This is a genomic window from Kitasatospora acidiphila (genome assembly GCF_006636205.1).
GTDB classification, from domain to species: domain Bacteria; phylum Actinomycetota; class Actinomycetes; order Streptomycetales; family Streptomycetaceae; genus Kitasatospora; species Kitasatospora acidiphila.
In genome coordinates this window covers 6620494-6637948 of the sequence record NZ_VIGB01000003.1, presented here as the reverse complement: position 1 = coordinate 6637948, position 17455 = coordinate 6620494, and the positions used below count along the sequence as shown (strand labels likewise).

The 17455-nt window shown below is 67.4% G+C and carries 18 protein-coding genes and 1 pseudogene; 15 read left to right on the top strand and 4 right to left on the bottom strand.

Annotated elements, in window-relative coordinates:
* Positions 1-49 precede the first annotated feature (49 nt).
* From glgX to treZ, 3 genes and pseudogenes are all read left to right on the top strand, one after another.
* Positions 50-2166, top strand: a pseudogene (glgX, locus tag E6W39_RS31400) (glycogen debranching protein GlgX).
* A gap of 55 nt (positions 2167-2221) precedes the next feature.
* Complete coding sequence (gene treY / locus E6W39_RS31395) at positions 2222-4450, top strand: malto-oligosyltrehalose synthase (protein ID WP_228718435.1); 2229 nt, start codon at positions 2222-2224, stop codon at positions 4448-4450.
* Positions 4451-4452: 2 nt separating this feature from the next.
* The gene (gene treZ / locus E6W39_RS31390) at positions 4453-6186 is read left to right on the top strand and encodes a malto-oligosyltrehalose trehalohydrolase (protein WP_141636361.1); all 1734 of its coding nucleotides are present in this window, start codon (positions 4453-4455) and stop codon (positions 6184-6186) included.
* Here treZ and E6W39_RS31385 read toward each other — a convergent pair.
* On the bottom strand, positions 6125-7063 hold the full coding sequence (locus tag E6W39_RS31385) for a transketolase family protein (RefSeq protein ID WP_141636360.1): 939 nt from the start codon (positions 7061-7063) through the stop codon (positions 6125-6127). The two genes, treZ and E6W39_RS31385, sit on opposite strands and share 62 nt — an antisense overlap.
* Before the next feature lie 12 nt (positions 7064-7075).
* Positions 7076-7744 (bottom strand): thiamine pyrophosphate-dependent enzyme, encoded by a 669-nt coding sequence (locus E6W39_RS31380; protein ID WP_141636359.1) that lies wholly within the window; start codon positions 7742-7744, stop codon positions 7076-7078.
* Between the two features lie 55 nt (positions 7745-7799).
* Between E6W39_RS31380 and soxR the strand changes: the two genes are divergently transcribed.
* The gene (gene soxR, locus E6W39_RS31375; RefSeq protein WP_141636358.1) at positions 7800-8264 is read left to right on the top strand and encodes a redox-sensitive transcriptional activator SoxR; all 465 of its coding nucleotides are present in this window, start codon (positions 7800-7802) and stop codon (positions 8262-8264) included.
* On the opposite strand, the gene E6W39_RS31370 is transcribed toward soxR, so the two are convergent.
* Positions 8257-8682, bottom strand: a complete 426-nt coding sequence (locus tag E6W39_RS31370) for an ATP-binding protein (protein ID WP_141636357.1) — start codon at positions 8680-8682, stop codon at positions 8257-8259. The two genes, soxR and E6W39_RS31370, sit on opposite strands and share 8 nt — an antisense overlap.
* A gap of 287 nt (positions 8683-8969) precedes the next feature.
* Between E6W39_RS31370 and E6W39_RS31365 the strand changes: the two genes are divergently transcribed.
* The 4 genes from E6W39_RS31365 (at position 8970) to E6W39_RS31350 (ending at position 10889) form a co-directional block, all read left to right on the top strand.
* On the top strand, positions 8970-9797 hold the full coding sequence (locus tag E6W39_RS31365; RefSeq protein ID WP_141636356.1) for a helix-turn-helix domain-containing protein: 828 nt from the start codon (positions 8970-8972) through the stop codon (positions 9795-9797).
* Complete coding sequence (locus E6W39_RS31360) at positions 9797-10003, top strand: DUF397 domain-containing protein (protein ID WP_141636355.1); 207 nt, start codon at positions 9797-9799, stop codon at positions 10001-10003. Before E6W39_RS31365 ends, E6W39_RS31360 begins: the two co-directional genes overlap by 1 nt.
* A gap of 183 nt (positions 10004-10186) precedes the next feature.
* Positions 10187-10378 (top strand): hypothetical protein, encoded by a 192-nt coding sequence (locus tag E6W39_RS31355; protein ID WP_141636354.1) that lies wholly within the window; start codon positions 10187-10189, stop codon positions 10376-10378.
* Entirely contained in the window at positions 10362-10889 is a 528-nt protein-coding gene (locus E6W39_RS31350; protein WP_141636353.1) for a DUF6879 family protein, read from the top strand. Before E6W39_RS31355 ends, E6W39_RS31350 begins: the two co-directional genes overlap by 17 nt.
* Positions 10890-11087: 198 nt before the next feature.
* Here the strand turns inward: E6W39_RS31350 and cyaB are convergent, their stop codons facing one another.
* Positions 11088-11648 carry a class IV adenylate cyclase gene (cyaB, locus tag E6W39_RS31340; protein WP_141636352.1) on the bottom strand — a complete coding sequence of 187 codons (561 nt, stop codon included), beginning with the start codon at positions 11646-11648 and terminating at the stop codon, positions 11088-11090.
* A gap of 397 nt (positions 11649-12045) precedes the next feature.
* Here cyaB and E6W39_RS31335 point away from each other — a divergent pair, with 397 nt between their 5' ends.
* The 7 genes from E6W39_RS31335 (at position 12046) to E6W39_RS31300 (ending at position 17388) form a co-directional block, all read left to right on the top strand.
* A complete protein-coding gene (locus tag E6W39_RS31335; RefSeq protein WP_228718434.1) occupies positions 12046-12270 on the top strand; it encodes a hypothetical protein in 225 nt (74 codons plus the stop codon).
* Positions 12254-12772 (top strand): DUF6879 family protein, encoded by a 519-nt coding sequence (locus tag E6W39_RS31330; protein WP_141636351.1) that lies wholly within the window; start codon positions 12254-12256, stop codon positions 12770-12772. The genes E6W39_RS31335 and E6W39_RS31330 overlap by 17 nt, the downstream gene beginning before the upstream one ends.
* Positions 12714-13613: a helix-turn-helix domain-containing protein gene (locus E6W39_RS31325; RefSeq protein ID WP_323809112.1), complete on the top strand. Its 900-nt coding sequence runs from the start codon at positions 12714-12716 to the stop codon at positions 13611-13613. Before E6W39_RS31330 ends, E6W39_RS31325 begins: the two co-directional genes overlap by 59 nt.
* A gap of 234 nt (positions 13614-13847) precedes the next feature.
* On the top strand, positions 13848-15311 hold the full coding sequence (locus tag E6W39_RS40560; RefSeq protein WP_220140286.1) for an ASCH domain-containing protein: 1464 nt from the start codon (positions 13848-13850) through the stop codon (positions 15309-15311).
* Positions 15304-15726: an arsenate-mycothiol transferase ArsC gene (locus tag E6W39_RS31310; RefSeq protein WP_141636349.1), complete on the top strand. Its 423-nt coding sequence runs from the start codon at positions 15304-15306 to the stop codon at positions 15724-15726. The genes E6W39_RS40560 and E6W39_RS31310 overlap by 8 nt, the downstream gene beginning before the upstream one ends.
* Before the next feature lie 240 nt (positions 15727-15966).
* Positions 15967-16575 carry a DUF5753 domain-containing protein gene (locus E6W39_RS31305; RefSeq protein ID WP_141636348.1) on the top strand — a complete coding sequence of 203 codons (609 nt, stop codon included), beginning with the start codon at positions 15967-15969 and terminating at the stop codon, positions 16573-16575.
* Positions 16576-16737: 162 nt separating this feature from the next.
* Positions 16738-17388, top strand: a complete 651-nt coding sequence (locus E6W39_RS31300; RefSeq protein WP_141638055.1) for an MOSC domain-containing protein — start codon at positions 16738-16740, stop codon at positions 17386-17388.
* Positions 17389-17455: the final 67 nt, after the last annotated feature.

Sequence of the window (17455 nt, the reverse complement as noted above, 5' to 3'; positions counted from 1 at the left end):
CTCCCGAGGGAGCGTCAGCTCCCCTCGACATCAGGGAAGTTGAGGCTATATGCAGGTCTGGCCGGGGCAGCCGTACCCCTTGGTGCCACCTACGACGGGGTGGGCACCAACTTCGCGGTGTTCTCCGAGAGCGCCGATCGCATCGAGTTGTGCCTGCTGCAGCCCGACGGCTCCGAGGAGATCGTCGAACTGCGTGAGACCGACGCGTTCGTGCGACATGCGTACCTGCCGGGCATCCAGCCCGGCCAGCGCTACGGGTTCCGGGTGCACGGTCCCTACGACCCGGCGCGCGGTCACCGCCACAACGGTGCCAAGCTGCTGCTCGACCCGTACGCCAAGGCGATGAGCGGGACCATCGACTGGGACGAGTCGGTCTACGGCTACCACTTCGGCGCGCCCGACCGTCGCAACGACCTGGACTCGGGCCCGCACACCATGCACTCGGTGGTCATCAACCCCTACTTCGACTGGGGCAACGACCGTCCGCCGCGCACCGACTACCACCGGTCGGTGATCTACGAGGCGCACGTCAGGGGGCTGACGCAGCTGCATCCCGGCATCCCCGAGGACATCCGCGGCAGTTACGCGGCACTGGCGCACCCGGCGCTGATCGAGCACCTGTGCAAGCTGGGCATCACCGCGATCGAACTGATGCCGGTGCACCAGTTCGTCCGCGACCACCGGCTGCGCGACCTGGGGCTGTCCAACTACTGGGGCTACAACACCGTCGGCTTCTTCGCCCCGCACGGCTCCTACTGCTCGTCCGGCGATCGCGGCCAGCAGGTGCAGGAGTTCAAGTCGATGGTCAAGTCGCTGCACGCGGCCGGGATCGAGGTGATCCTCGACGTGGTCTACAACCACACCGCCGAGGGCAACCACCTGGGCCCGACGCTGTCGATGCGCGGCCTGGACAACACCTCGTACTACCGGCTGGCCGCCGACCGCCGGTACTACATGGACACCACCGGCACCGGCAACAGCCTGCTGATGCGCTCGCCGCACGTGCTGCAGCTCATCATGGACTCGCTGCGGTACTGGGTCACCGAGATGCACGTCGACGGGTTCCGGTTCGACCTCGCGGCAACCCTGGCACGGCAGTTCCACGAGGTGGACCGGCTGTCCTCGTTCTTCGACCTGGTCCAGCAGGACCCGGTGGTCTCCCAGGTGAAGCTGATCGCCGAGCCCTGGGACGTCGGCGAGGGCGGCTACCAGGTGGGCAACTTCCCACCGCTGTGGACGGAGTGGAACGGCAAGTACCGGGACACCGTGCGCGACCTGTGGCGCGGGGAGAACGCCACGCTCGCCGAGTTCGGCTCCCGGTTGACCGGCTCCTCCGACCTCTACCAGCACGACGGCCGGCGGCCCATCGCCTCCATCAACTTCGTCACCTGCCACGACGGTTTCACGCTGCACGACCTGGTCTCGTACAACGACAAGCACAACGAGGCCAACGGCGAGCAGAATCGGGACGGCGAATCGTTCAACCGGTCCTGGAACTGCGGCGTCGAGGGCCCGACCGGCGATCCGGCCGTCAACGAGCTGCGCAACCGCCAGCAGCGCAACTTCATCGCCACCCTGCTGCTCTCCCAGGGAGTGCCGATGCTCTCGCACGGCGACGAGTTGGCCCGCACCCAGCTGGGCAACAACAACGCCTACTGCCAGGACAACGAGCTCTCCTGGGTGCACTGGCCGCACGACTGCCCGCTGCTGGAGTTCACCCAGGGCATGGTCTGGCTGCGCCGCAACCACCCGGTCTTCCGCCGCCGCCGGTTCTTCCGCGGCCGGCCGGTGGCCAGCGCGAACGACGCGCTCACCGACATCGCCTGGTTCACCCCGGGCGGCGAGGAGATGACCGAGCAGGACTGGTCCACCAGCTACGCCAAGTCGCTGACGGTCTTCCTGAACGGCGCGGCGATCTCCGAACCGGACCGGCGCGGCGGGCGGATCACCGACGACTCGTTCCTGCTGCTGTTCAACGCGCACTACGAGTCGCTGAAATTCACCGTTCCCCGGGATCTCGGTGAACTGTGGCAAGTCGTGGTCGACACCACGCTTGCGACACTCCCGACTCCGGGTACCGGGGTTCGGTTCAACGCCGGCGAGGAGATCAAGCTGACCGACCGCTCCTTGCTGGTGCTTCAACGACCGGTCAAGCGACGTCATTGAACCCGGTCGGGCGAAACCGGTCGTGCCGCACCTGCCGACCGGGTAGCAATGGGTTGTGATCTCACCACCAACTGCTAGCTACCGGCTGCAGCTCCAACCCTCGTTCACGCTTGCGGATGCCGCCGCCGCCGTCCCGTACCTGGCCGGGCTCGGCGTGTCCCATCTGCACCTCTCCCCGCTGCTGGAGGCCGCCCCGGGGTCGACCCACGGCTACGACACGGTCGACCACACCCGGATCAGCGAGCAGCTCGGCGGCGAGCGCGCCCTGCGCGCGCTCGCCGCCACCGCCCGGCAGCACGGTCTCAAGCTGATCGCCGACATCGTGCCCAACCACATGGCGGTGCCGGTCCCCGAATCCCTCAACTCCCCGCTCTGGCACGTGCTGCGGCACGGTCCCCGGTCGCCGTACGCGCGCTGGTTCGACATCGACTGGGCGGCGCACAACGGCCGGATCCTGCTGCCGGTGCTGGGCGACCGGCTCGGCGCGGTGCTGGACCAGCTGAAGGTCGACGGGGACACCCTGCGCTACTACGACCACGTCTTCCCGCTGCGGCCGGGCACCGAGCACCTGCCGCTGACCGAGCTGCTGAACCGCCAGCACTACCGGCTGGCCTGGTGGAAGCTGGCCGACAGCCAGCTCAACTACCGCCGCTTCTTCACCATCAACACCCTGATCGCGCTGCGGGTCGAGGACCCCGAGGTCTTCCAGGCCACCCACGCGGTGCTGCTGCGGCTGCACTCCGAGGGCGTGATCGACGGCTTCCGGGTGGACCACCCGGACGGCCTGGCCGATCCGCGCGGCTACCTGGCCAGGCTGGCCGAGGGCAGCAACGGCGCCTACACCGTGGTGGAGAAGATCCTCAGCGGCCTGGAGCACCTCCCGCCGGACTGGGCCTGCGCGGGCACCACCGGCTATGACGCACTGCGTCACATCGACGGCGTGCTGACCGACCGCGCGGGCGTCGCCCGACTCGCCGAGCGCTACGCCCAGTACACCGACGTGCACACCAACGCGGCCGAGGCAGCCCGCCTGGGCCGGGCCGAAATGACGGTGGCGCACGGCGAGTTGGCCGCCGAGATCAACCGCCTGGTGCGGCTCGCCGAGCGGATCGGCACCGAGGAACCGGAGTTGGCCGACCACACGCCGCTCGCGGTGCGCACCGCACTGTGCGACCTGTTCACCCACTACACCGTCTACCGGCCCTACCCGTTCCCCGCCGAGCGGACCATAACGGTGCCGGAGACCACCAAGCAGTTCGTCGAGCTGCTCACCCAGGGCCACTTGGGCTCCAGCCCGGCCAAGGACGAGTTCCGCACCCGGTTCGCCCAGACCGCCTCGGCGGTGGCCGCCAAGGGCGTGGAGGACACCGCCTTCTACCGCTACCACCCGCTGCTCAGCCTCAACGAGGTCGGCGGCGACCCGGCCCACCCCGGCCTGGACCCGGCCGACTTCCACTGCTGGGCCAAGTGGATGGAGCAGCACTGGCCGCACACCATGACGGTGCTCTCCACCCATGACACCAAGCGCAGCGCCGACGCCCGCTGCCGGCTCGCCGTGCTCTCCGAGCTGCCCGACCGCTGGGCGGCGGAGTGCGCCGCCTGGTCCGAGCTGGCCGGCGGTCTGCCCGACCGCAACGCCGAATGGCTGCTCTGGCAAACCCTGGTGGCGGCCTGGCCGATCGAGCCTGACCGGCTGGTCGGCGTGCTGCTGAAGTCGCTGCGCGAGGCAAAGCAGGCCACCAACTGGCGCTCCCCGGAGGGCGATTACGAGGCCGCCGTCACCGGCTACGCCCGCGCCGTTCTGGCCTCGCCCGAACTCGTCAGCCGGATCGGCGAGTTCGTCGCGCTCCTGGAGCCCTACGCGCAGTCCAACTCGCTGTCGGCGGCGCTGCTGCACCTGACCATGCCGGGGGTGCCGGACCTCTACCAGGGTTCGGAGCTGCCGCTGCACACCCTGGTCGACCCGGACAACCGGGCGCCCGTGGTGTTCGACCGGCCGGAGTCGGAGCTCTCCGAGTTCGACCGCCGCAAGCTGGCGCTGACCCGGATGGCACTGCACCTTCCCAGACCGCTCGGTCCGTACCGGCCGGTGGAAGCCGACCCGCACCTGGTGGTGTACCAGCGCGGGTCCAACCTGACGATCGTCGCCCCGCGACTTCCGTACACCCTCGCCCAGCGCGCCACTCCGGTTACGCTCGATCTGCCGGGGCAGTGGCGCGATCTGTTGACGGACCGTCAGTTCACCGGCGAGGTCACCGCCGCCGCCCTGCTCATCCAGGAGTAACCGTGGAATACCAGGTCTGGGCCCCGTCCGCGGGCCGCGTCGACGTCGAGGTCGACGGCACCGCCCATCCGCTGACCTGCGGCGAGGGCGGCTGGTGGCGCGGCGAGGCCCCGGCCGGGCTCGACTACGGCTTCCGGCTGGACGGCGGGCGGGCGCTGCCCGATCCGCGGTCGGCCCGCCAGCCGTACGGCCCCGACGGGTTGAGCCGGCTGGTGGACCACGGCGCCTACCGGTGGTCGTCGTCCACGTGGCGGGGGCGGCCGCTGGCCGGTGCGGTGGTGTACGAGCTGCATGTCGGCACCTTCACCGGGGAGGGCACCTTCGCGGCGGCGGAGCAGCGGCTGCGGCATCTGGTCGAACTGGGCGTGGACTTCGTCGAGTTGCTGCCGGTCTGCCCGTTCCCCGGGCGCAGCGGGTGGGGCTACGACGGGGTCGCGCCATGGGCGGTGCACGAGCCGTACGGCGGGCCGGACGGGCTGAAGCACTTCGTGGACGCGGCGCACGGGCTGGGGCTCGGGGTGATCCTGGACGTGGTGCACAACCACCTGGGGCCGAGCGGCAACTACCTGCCCGCGTACGGCCCGTACTTCACCGAGCGGCACCAGACGCCGTGGGGTTCGGCGGTGAACCTGGACGCGCCGGGTTCGGACGAGGTGCGCGCCTACCTGCGGGAGAGCGCGCTCACCTGGCTGCGCGACTACCGGATCGACGGGTTGCGGCTGGACGCGGTGCACGCGCTGGTCGACGACCGCGCGGTGCACTTCCTGGAGGAACTGTCGACCGCTGTGGATGTCCTTGCGGCGTCGGTGGGGCGGCCGCTGTTCCTGATCGGCGAGTCGGACCTCAACAACCCCCGGCACACCTCGCCCCGGCAGGCCGGCGGCTACGGCCTCACCGCGCAGTGGAGCGACGACTTCCACCATGCGCTGCACGCGGCGGCGAGCGGTGAATCGCAGGGGTACTACGCCGACTTCGGGCGGGCGCCGATGGCCGCGCTGGCACGAGTGCTCACCCGGGGGTGGTTCCATGACGGGACGTGGTCGTCGTTCCGCGGGCGGCACCACGGGCGGCCGTTCCCGGTGGCGTACGGACAGCGGCTGCTCGGGTACGCGCAGACCCATGACCAGGTGGGGAACCGGGCGATCGGAGACCGGTTGCTTCCTCGCCAACTGGCCTTGACCGCGCCGCTGGTGTTCACCTCGCCGTTCACACCGATGCTGTTCATGGGTGAGGAGTGGGGGGCGAGCACACCGTGGCAGTACTTCACCGACCACACCGACCCCGGGCTGGCGGAGGCCGTCCGGCAGGGGCGGCGGCGGGAGTTCGAGGCGTACGGCTGGACGGCGGAGGAGGTCCCCGATCCGCAGGACCCGGCCACCGTGCGGGCCTCCGTCCTGGACTGGAGCGAGACCCGGACCGGGCTCCATGCCGAACTGCTCCAGTGGTACCGGGAGTTGATCCGGCTGCGGAAGTCCTCGCCGGAGCTGGCCGACCCGGACCTGAGCCGGGTGCGGGTCGACTTCGACGAGGAGGCCGGCCGGCTCACCGTGCACCGGGGGCGGTTCCGGATCGCGGTCAACTTCGGCGAGAAGCCGGTGGACCTACCGGCGGGCGAGGTGGTGCTCAGCTGGGGCGAGGTATCCAGGAGTTGGCTGGGGCCGCGCTCCTGCGTCATCACCTCGACTGCTGCTTCGACTGCTGCTTCGGCTGCTGCTTCGGCTGCTGCTTCGTCGTGAACTTGAGGATCTGCTCGCGGATCCCGGCGGCGTCCAGGCCGTAGGCGTGCAGGTGCTCGTCCATGCTGCCGTAGTGGCGGTGCTCGGCCTTCGGCACGCCCAGGCCGAGCACCCGGTGCGGCAGATCGGCGAGCGCCTGGTGCACCTCGTTGTTGGAGGTTCCGGCCAGGTAGGGCTCGACGATGACCACGTCGGTGTGCCCGGTGGCGCGGAGGGTCTTCGCGTCGAACGGGCGGACGGTGCTGGCGTAGAGCACGGTGACGTCCAGGTCGGCGGTCGCGGCGAGAACGGCGTCCAGCATCGGGCCGACGGCGATGACGGTGGCCTCGGAGCCCTGGCGCATCGTCAGGAAGCGGCCGGGCTCTGCGTGGTGCGGGGCGTGGTTGCTGTGGTTCGACAGGCGAACGTAGACGTTGCGGTCGCCGTCGGCCACGGCGTGGCGGAGCAGAGCCTCGGCCTCATCCGGGTGGCCGGGGACGTGGATCGTCCAGTCGGGGAGGGTGTCGAGGAGGGCGACGTCGCCGGGTGACATGTGGGTGCGGCCGCCGGCCGGCCAGTCGTAGGAGCCCAGCGCGCTGACCAGGACGGCTCCCACGCCCTGGTGGGTCAGGTCCAACTTGATCTGCTCGAAGGGCCGTTCGACCAGAAAGCTGGCGAAGGTGTGGGCGATCGGGCGCATCCCGGTGAGCGCCAGCCCGCCGGCCACCCCGATCAGCAGTTGCTCGCGGATGCCGACGTTGAGCACGCGGTCGGGGTGCGCCTGCTGGGCCTGGCCGAAGGAGGCGGCGCTGATGTCGGCCAGCACCAGGGCGGTTCGGGGGTCTTCGGTGAGCAGTTCGGTGGTGACGGTGATGAAGCGCTCGCGCATGGTGTCCATTGGTTCTGCTCCTTAGTTCTTCGGCTCGACCTGAGCGATGACGGCGTGCGGCCGCCCGGGGTGCGGGGTGGTGTAAGCGGCGTACAGAGCTTCGTGATCGTGGCCGTCGACGGTCTCCGCTGACCACCCGTGAGCCGCGAACCGGGCCGCGATACCGCCCGACCAGGCGTGGCTGGCCGAGGAGTTGTCGATGACGATGGTGTGCAGGCGGTCCAGGCCGAGCGCGCCGGCGTAGGCGAGCGCCTCGTGGTTGGAGCCCTCGTCGAACTCGGCGTCACCGATCAGGGTCCAGATGGCGGCCCGGTTCCCCTGGGCCCGGAGGCCGAGCGCAGTGCCGACGGCGAGCGGCAACCCGTGCCCGAGCGACCCGGAAGCGATCTCGGCAGCCGGGATCAGCACCCGGTCCGGGTGGTGGCCGAGCGGCGAGTCATAGCCGCCGAAGCCGTCGAGCCACTCCTCGGGCATCAGGTCCTTGGCGGCGAGCACGGCGTAGTAGGCCATCGGGCCGTGGCCCTTGGAGAGGAGGAAGCGGTCCCGGTCGGGGTCACCGGGGGTGCCGCGCAGCACCCGGTCGTAGAGCACCCAGAGCGCGTCCAGGGTCGAGGTGGCTGCCGGGCCGTGCTTCTCGGCACCGGTCATGCGTCCCATCAGGCGGGGGAGCTCCGCGTACGTCGTGGTCATGGCTGTAACTCTGCAACCTCAAGCCGACTTGAGGTCAAGCAGTAAGATCACTTCCATGACCGTCCCACCTCGTGACCGCCTCACCATCGGCGAACTCGCCGCCCGCAGCGGCATCGCCCACTCCGCCCTGCGCTACTACGAGGACCTCGGCCTGATCCACGCCGAACGCACGGCGGGCGGCCGCCGCCACTACGCCCGGCAGACCCTCAGGCGGCTCGCCTTCATCAAGGCGGCCCAGACGGTGGGCCTCTCACTGGAAGAGGCCCGCGACGCCATGGCCGACCTCCCAGCAGACCGCTCCCCCACCCTCGCGGAGTGGCGCCCAGTCGCGACAGCCTGGCAGTCCCGCATCGACGAGCAGATCGCCGACCTCCAGCGCCTCCGGAACCACCTGACGGGCTGCGTGGGGTGCGGGTGTCTGTCGCTCGGGCGGTGCGCGCTCTACAACCCGCACGACGTGCAGGGCCAGGAGGGACCGGGGGCGCGGCGGCTGCTACCCAAGCGCGAGCGGGTCAGCTGACGCAGCGAACCTTCACCCACACGCGCTTCCCTCCACCCTTCCGCGGCTCGAACCCCCACTCCGCAGCCAGCACCTCCACCAGGAGCAGCCCCCGCCCGGACTCCTGGCTGCCGTCCACCTGACGCGGAATCGGCTTCTGCTCGCTCTCGTCCTCGACGACGAGATGCAGGACGTCGCCCTCCACACGGAACGTGTACCCGATCCGCTGTCCGGCCGCCTGCATGCCGTGCTCCAGCGCGTTCGTCACCAACTCACTCACCAACAGCTCCCCGTCCTCAAGGAACCGCCCACCCCCGTCAACCCTGGCCAGCAACTCCCGCAACACCCGGCGCGCAAGCAACGGAGCGCGCCCGGTACAGGGGAGCCACCCCTCTGCGGTCTGCGGGTCCTGGGCGGGCTGGATCAGGGTTTCAGACATGGTGGTGCTCCCTAACAGTTGTGCAGGTGAAGGGATTTGGACGCGGGCATGCCCCCACTGGCGACTGGATCCGGGCAAAAAGACTCCCCAGACGGATCACAAACGTCACTGTCCGCCGCAGCCTCGGCTACATGACGTAGCATGCTCCCTGCGGACAGTGACGTGCAACTCCATCGTCAAAAGTCATATGCACTTTCCGATTCGAGCCAAGCCACTGCCCCGCCCACGCAACACACCGATGTCCCGGAGGTACGGACGTGGTAGCTACACCGACTGTGCGTCGTCGGATGCTGGGCGCGGAGCTCCGCAAGATCCGCGACCAACTCAAACTCACCGTCGACGAGATCGCCGCCCGCCTCGACTGGCACCAGTCCAAGGTCAGCCGCGTCGAAACCGGCCGCTCCGGCGTCCGCGCCCATGAGATCGAGAAGCTGCTCGACGTCTACCAGGTCACGGACCAGGAGACCCGCGAAGCACTCGCCGCCCTCGCCCGGGACAACAAGCGACGGATGTGGTGGCAGCCGTACTCAGACGTGCTGTCGCAGCGGTACGCGTCGTTCATCAGCTTCGAGGCTGAAGCTGCGTCAGTCCGAAGCTACGACTCGTCACTCGTGCCGGGACTTCTGCAGACCGCCGACTACGCACGGGCGTTGACTCGCCAGCTCCAACCGGACACCTCCACCGAGGAGATCAACGCGCTGGTCGACGTACGCCTGGCACGTCAGAACGCGACGCTCCGGCGCGAAGATCCGCTGAAGCTTTGGGCGATCGTGGATGAGGCCGCCCTCCGTCGCATTGTCGGCAGTCCCACGATCACCGCCAAGCAACTCCACAGCCTGGTCAGCAGTTCAAGGCAACCCCATGTCACCGTTCAGGTCGCGCCGTTCACCGCCGGCGCGCATCCGGGAGTCCACGGGTCCTTCGTCATCCTGGAGTTCCCCGTCCGAAACGATCTCGACGTGGTGTACACCGAGAACCAAACGAGTAGCCTCTACCTTGAGCGAGATGTCGACGTCGCGGCGTACAACGAGGTGTTCGATCGACTCCGAGCGGCCGCGCTTGACATCGAACCATCGCGACGGCTGATCACGCGGATTGCAAAGGAACTTGAGTGATGCAGACGGATCGGACCGGTATCGACCTGAGCCACCTCTCCTGGCGCAAGAGCTCTCACAGCACCAACCAGGGCAACTGCGTCGAGGTGGCCGACAACATCACCGGCCACGTCCCCGTCCGCGACTCCAAGGACCCCAACGGCCCCGCCCTCGTCATCCCGGCTGACTCCTGGCAGGCGTTTATCGCCAACCTTCGGACCAGGTGACGTCCCACCCGACCTCGACGATCCCGTCGGTCCTGCGTGGTCATTTGGCCAGAGTTTCTTGTGAATCGTCCAAACGCGGAACAGAACTCAGTTTCCAGTAACGGAAACTCAGGGTCCTTGCCTCTCGCTGAGTGAGCCCGAGAGGATCGAACCCGACATCGCAACCCGACAGAGGGAGCACCGGTGCAACTGACACGGCTTGTAGGTTCCTGCGATGACGGCGAGTGCCCGACCCTGTACCTGACCGACCGGGGCACGCTCGCGGTGCAGGGCGAGCAGGTGACGGAGCACGGCCTCCAGATCCCGTCACACGAGAAGCTGGTCGAGATCCCGATCGAGCTCATCCGAAAGGCTGTTCGTGACAACCTCATCTAGAACCCTCGGGGACTGGTTCTCGGAGTTCAACCGGGAGGCGTTCCGCCTGGAAACCCTGGACGACTACAGCCAGTCCGGCGGCATCGAGGCGTACCACGCTTTCCTCGCCGGCGAGGAGCAGCCGGACGAGTACAAGAGCGCCGGATGGGTCAGGACCGTCAGCAACGCCACACAATCCGGCAAACGCATGTACCGCGTCCACATCGTGTCGCGCCCGCTCACCGACTACCTCCGGTTCGAACTCGCGTGGGGGTACCAGCGGAACATGGCGGCCGGTGAAGAGTTCTTCATTCTCGATACCACCGATCGCGAGAACCCGATCCCCGAGGCACCGGACTTCTGGCTGTTCGATGACGAGACCGTGGCCGCAATGAGCTACGACGGCAACGGCAAGTACCTCGGCGTCGAGTTCCTTGGCCCTGGACAGCTCGCGGAGTTTCTGGCCTATCGGAACACCGCCCTGGCGCGTGCCGAGCCGTTCGCGGACTGGTGGGCCAAGTACGGCGAGTGAACAGAACACAGCTCGGGGCAGCGCAGCGGGAACGTCTGACGGCCGTAGGCGTGTCTGTTGAGATCAAGGCCGAGTACATGGCCGCGGCACGCGAACAGGCCACCGAGACGACAGCGTGGCCCTTGATCAGGCGCCTGGGCCATCATCGCAACCAGCAGCAACTCAAAGCTCTAGACGAATCCGCCAGGCTGCTCCGCCTCAGCGCGCTGCGGCTACCGCATCCGTATAGAGCTCGGTCGTCAGGTCCGCTTCAGCGATCCCTAGACCCTCAAGCACGGTCCAAACCGCGGCCAGCGCCTCCGGCAGCTCAACCTCGGTCTCGGCGGCTGTCTCTACCTCGATGAACGTGCCGTCCAGCTCAGGCACTCGCACGAGCGTGGCGAGCATCCGCCGGCCCGCATGGTCGAAGGTGTAGTTCCGGCAGCGCTTCTCGAACTCGATCGCCGGACGATAGCCGAGCCCTCGCAGGATCGCGTGCGCCGCGGCGGCATCCTCGACACGGGTCTCGTGCTCCGGCTTCGACCCAGAGGCCTCATCCAGCCGTGCACCCTTGTAAGTCAGCACGGTCCGGGTGTCGCCTGCCGAGTGCACGGTGCGAATCCGCAGTTCGCGATCGCCAGTCGAGAGCGCACTGTCGCTGGCATCGTAGTAGGTGTCCTTGTAGACCTCAGGCCGGCCGTACCCATGGGTCTTCTCCAGAGCCTCCATCACGCCCTCAGGGTCTCGCACGACCGCCTTCAACTCGGCCTCGATCGCCAATGTCTCCTCCTCAAATGACTCGGTGCGCGTCCATCAACGTCCCATCAAACCAGCTTGTACGTAGCGAACTCGTGCCCCTTCCACGCGGCCGAGAAGCTGCCACATAGAGGGTGGTGTCCAGCCTGATGATGCGCTCGACGGGCAACGTGTTGTACCAGTAGACCTCTATGCCGCCATCGGTCACCGCCAGCTCGCGTAGGCGTGCCTTGGCGAGCAGCGCGCCGCTCGCAAGGGACTCGGCGAACTCAGCGATCTCGACAGAGCATCGACTGTCGAGCGGGGGCCTCCTCCTGACCGGACACGGAATTATGCGAGAACGCGAATACGAGCACGCCGCCCTTGTAACAGGGCATGGACGGTCCGTAGCGTGCTGTCACGACTACAGGAGGGGAAGCCAGTGGAGGACGAACTGAAGCTGACCGTGATCGCCGGTGGGCCGTGTGGGACGTCCGGTGACGACAAGTGCGGCAACGGCGATTGCCCGACGATCTTCACCACGAACAAGCCGGGGACCCTGGCGGTCCAGGGCTATACGACTGGCCACACCACGCCCGGCGGCGAGGCGATCGTGACCATCCCCGAGAACGTGCTGTGGGAGGCTGCCCGTGCTCTTGGACGGTGACGAGTGGCAGAGCTACCTACGGGACTTCAAGCACTCCGCCTTTCGGCTGGAGGCTCACCAGATTTACACGATGCCGTTCGAGGCTGAGACGCTCGCGAGCTTCCTCTCTGGCGACCCGCTGCCCGAAGGCTTCAATGCCGATTGGCACGATCGCATCCGGGATCACCGGGCCAAGGGCCGGGTGATGACCCGCGCCAAGCTGGTTCGGCTGCCGCTCACCGACTACAGCCGGTACCTGTTCGAGTGGTGCATCCCGGGCAACGTCGCAGCCGGTGAGGACTACCGCATCGTGGACTTGACGAGGCGGAGCCTCGACCTGCCTGAGCAAGACTTCTGGATGTTCGATGAGTCCGTTGTCGTCCACATGAACTATCGGCCAGATGGAACACAGATCAATCGGACGCTGATCGAGAACCCGGACATCCCGAAATACCTTCGCTGGCGTGACCTCGCGCTGGCTGAATCCGTCTCCTTCGCAGAGTGGAACAGTGCTCGATCCTGAACACCAAGGACGCCAGCGGAAAGACCTAGCGGAGGCTCTTCGGAGCCTCCGCTTGGCGTCTGGCCTATCTGGTAGCCGCCTAGCCGTTCGCTGCCAGATGAGCCAAGCGAAGATCAGTCGGATAGAAACGGGGAATACACTCCCGAGTGTCATCGACGTCGAACGGATTCTCGCAGCACTGGACGTTCCTGAGGAAGTCGCGCGAGAGCTTCTTGAACTCGCTCGTGCTGCGAATATGGACTACAAGGCGTGGCGCGCTTACGCACGTCTCGGGTTGCATCAGAAGCAAGCCGAGCTGAAGGCCCTTGAAGAGTCATCGACCTTGATGCGGCACTTCCTCCCGGCCATCCCAACCGGGCTGCTGCACGTGTCGGAGTACGCCGCTGCAACGCTCCGACCTGGGGTGAGGAGCGAGCCGGCCCGAGACGTGGCCCGCGTCGTACGGGCCCGCATGGACCGTCAAGCCATCTTGGACGACCTGCGCCGCAGATTCGTCTTCCTCATGACTGAGCAAGCCATCAGATGGCGCCGCGCACCAGCAGAGGTCATGGCCGCTCAGGCCACCCACTTGGCCCAGGTATCCGAGAAGGCCAATGTGGATATTGCGATCATCCCGCAGACAGTCCAGGTCCCCGCCACCCCCATGAACATCTTCGTTATCTATGACGACAGACTGGTGACCGTTGAGTTGTTCTCCGGGGAGGTTGTTCTACGCACGCCGCAGGACGTCGGTTATCACATCGAACTGTTCGAATTGTTCATGGAGCATGCATTGCGAGATGCGGAGGCTACTGCCTTCCTTCTGGATCGAGCGGACGAGTTTATGCGGATACGCGAATAGGAATGGAATGTGGCCTACGATACCCCTAATGTGGCTTCTCGCCCGCAGAGTCGAACAGGGGAGCCAGCCGTGTCCAAATGCGTGTCCCCGATGTCATGCTGGGGCTCTGGCGGATAAGGAGGGCCGAACGCCGCCATTGACCGCCTTGCAGCACGTGCATGCAAAGTGCATGCGCCACCGACACGAGCACTGAGCCGTCTGCCAGTCAGCTCACGAGTAGAGCGGAGGCACGACTTGAATACTGCCGACCTTCTCAGATCACCGAACACCGTGCTGGCCAACGCCGTTAACGATGCCCTGGACATCATGCGGCCTCGCCTCCTGGATACGGTGGTGGAGCGGATCGAGTTCGCCGTTGGCACTCAGATCAACGGGCGTCCGCACATCGGCACACATCTGGTGCAGAGTCTGTCGTTCCTAATCGCCGAGCGAGCCCGCGACGAGTTCGGCGTCGATGTCGCAGTCGCCTTCACTGCGCTCGACAACGCCCCGGCACGAACCATCACATCCGACGGCCGCAAGTACCAGCTGACATACCATCACCAGCTTGCCGACGATGGCATCCGCGCCCTGGTGACCGAGCACTACTCGCCGCTGTTCGACACGATGACCCAACGAACCGGCGTCGAGTACGGCATCAGCACATACACCGAGCAGCAGGCGACCCCGGAGTTCCGCGCCGAGTTCCTCCGCACGCTGGAGTACCTGGAGGAGATCCGCTACTGGCTCGCTCCGGCCAGCGGCACCGCGCACATCCGGCTGCCCTGCCCGGTGTGCGGGTGGACCGAGAAGTATGCCGACCGTACGCGGCTGCTGGAACTCGACGGCTCGGGCGCGCTGTTCGAGGCGATGTGCCATGAGCACGGGCGCTACGAGGCGGACATCACCCCGCTCGGCGGCGGCTACCTGGACCTGGCGACGCTGTACCGCAACGTGGTCAAGGAGCGCTCGTACCCGCCCGATGACGGCACACTGCACGTCATGGTCAAAGGCGGCGACTGGGCGTTCGGCTGCCAACTCGTCGACGGCGCACACGTTTCGATTGGCATCCCGTCGGGCTCACTGCCGTTGCGGCTCTTCACCCCGCAGGTCCTCGGCAGCGACGGCGGAAAGCTCTCCAAGAGTCTGCTTCGCGAAGCCGCCAGTCACGGGCCCGCTGCGGACCCCGGTCAGTCGGGCTGGCTCCTCGACCCCGCGACGTGGCCCGGCACGCAAGCGGACTACCTGGCAGCGCTCTCGGGGCTCGGCGAGCTGATGCTCAGCAGCCCCAGGCACTTCTACCGGTCCTACACCACCACCGCATTGGAATCCCTTATGACCACCCGCCAACCGGCCAAGCACCAACTCCAGACGCACGGCCGCCCCCGCAACATCCAGATCTACAAGCAGTACTTCGACCTGATCGCCTCCGGCGAGAAGACCGTCGAGGTGCGCGTCGCCTACGACTCCATGAAGCGGATCCGCATCGGTGACCTGCTCAACTTCACCTGCCGAGGCGAGGAATGCCTGACCCGGGTCACCCGAGTCGGCCGCTACCCCACCTTCAAGGAGATGTTCGGCACCGAGGACCCCAAGGACGTCAATCCCCATGCCACAGAAGCCGAGCAACTGCGCACCATCCAGGCGATCTTTCCACCCCACAAAGAAGCCCTCGGCGTCATCACCTTTGAGATCACCAGGATGAACTCCGATGAGTAGCCGCCGCCGCAGAGTTCTCGTGATCTGCAAGGGCAACCACTGCCGATCCCCCATCGCTGCCCTCGTCATCGCCGAGCAATCCGGCAGCACCCTCGACGTCCGCTCCGCCGGACTCCGCAACTGGCACGTCGGCAAACCCGCACACCCCCTGATGATCGAGGCAGCTGCCGCCCTCGGCTACGACCTCACCCACCACCGGGGCCAAATCCTCGACGAGGGACTCCTCGCATGGGCCGACGACCTGATCGCCGTGGACGAGGAGACCGCCCAAGCCGTGCAGTACCTGGCCGGGCCCAACCGACCCGTCCACACCCTCGCCCCGGGCATAGCCGACCCCTGGGGCGGCGGCCCTGACGACTTCACCAACACCATCCTGGAGATCCAGAGGACCGTCGCACTACTCCATGAGGCCTGACAGTCCCTCGCCGAGTCCCACCGACGGATCTGCAAGGCAGTGCCGAGGCCACGGGACGACAGAGACCCTAACCAACGCCCCACCTCCGAACCCGGCTCCACAAAAACCGAACCCGACCGCCGCCCGGGCGCCAAACCCACCGTCGCGCCGCCGAACTCGCGCGGTGAAAAGTCGACCCTATCGACGTCCCACCCGTGTGCGAGGCAGCGGTGGACCAGACAACAGAGAAGGATGACCCACATGCAAAACTCCCCTACCACGAACGCCATCTGGGACAACTTGCTCCAATCCGGAACCGGTCCCGTGCAGCAGGGCTTCCTCGACCTGGCCAAGAACACCCACGACTTCGTCGGCTATAGCCCGGATGTCGTCTGGGGCAACCTCCAGACCCCGGAGTACGCCGCCGCCATGCTGCGACTCGTGGTCGACTTCCACGAGATCCCCGACGACATCGAGGCCGGCGTCGCCGCCCGGACCGCCCGGGCGCAGTACATCGGCCAGGAAGGACGCACCTACCACGTACTCCTGGGCGAACAGGCTCTGCTGACCAACATCGGCGGCGCCGACGTCATGCGCGGCCAACTGCAGCGGCTGCTCGACGCCACCACCCTGCCGGGGCTCACCCTGGGGATCATCCCGGCCCGCGCCCGGCTCCTGATCTATCCGGCCGAGGGCTTCTCCTTCTTCGACGACTGCCGCATCGAAGTCGAGGGCTTCCGCGGATCCGAGACGATCACGGAGCCGCCCAGGCTGGCGGTGTTCCGCAAGGCGTTCGGCCTGCTCCAGTCCTCGGCCGTGTACGGCCAGCAGGCGCGCGAGCTCATCGCGGCGACGATGGCGGCGACGTGATGTTGGGTGCTACACAGAGGAGCCCGGGCCACACGACAAGGTCGTGGGGCACTCCACGTTTCCATCGTGCAGGCGCCCACCACTGCTCCCCACTCGCCCCTCGGAGGGCCGCCCGAAATCAGTCGCGGCACCTGAGCCGGCCGCCTACCGTCACACCCCATGATGATGCTGCTCTCCCTCAACGTCGGCAGGCCCCGGTCCAATCCGTGGAAGAGGGGCCCCAGCACCACGGGCATCGACAAGCGGCCCGTCCACGGCCCGGTCGCCGTCCACGCACCGGGCCCCAAGGGCACCGGCGAGGTCGGTCTCGCCGGCGATCGAGCGTACGACGTGAAGAACCACGGCGGCGCCGATCAGGCCGTCTACGCCTACGCCCGTGAGGATCTCGACGACTGGGAAGCCGAGTTGGGGCGGCCACTACCCAACGGCGTTTTCGGGGAGAACCTCACCACTCTGGGCATCGACGTCAACAACAGCCTGATCGGCGAACGTTGGCGGATCGGGTCGGACGTGGTCCTGGAGGTGTCCTGCCCGCGGATCCCCTGTTCGACGTTCCAGGGCTGGCTGGACCGCGACGGCTGGCTCAAGCAGTTCACCGCCGCCGCCCGCCCCGGCCCGTATCTGCGTGTACTCCACCCCGGCGAGATCCGGGCGGGCGACCGCATCGCCGTCGTCCACCGGCCCGACCACGACGTAACGGTCGAACTCACCTTCCGCGCCCTGACCCTGGAGCCGGACCTGCTGCCGCGGCTGCGGCCCGCCGACGCGCTCCCCCTGGAGGCGAAGGAGCTGGCCAGTCGGCGCCCCGCCTGACTGATCCTCTCGGAACCCGTTGCCGTACCGGACTTGAGCGGTGGGTTTTCGCAGGTGAGGCATGAGG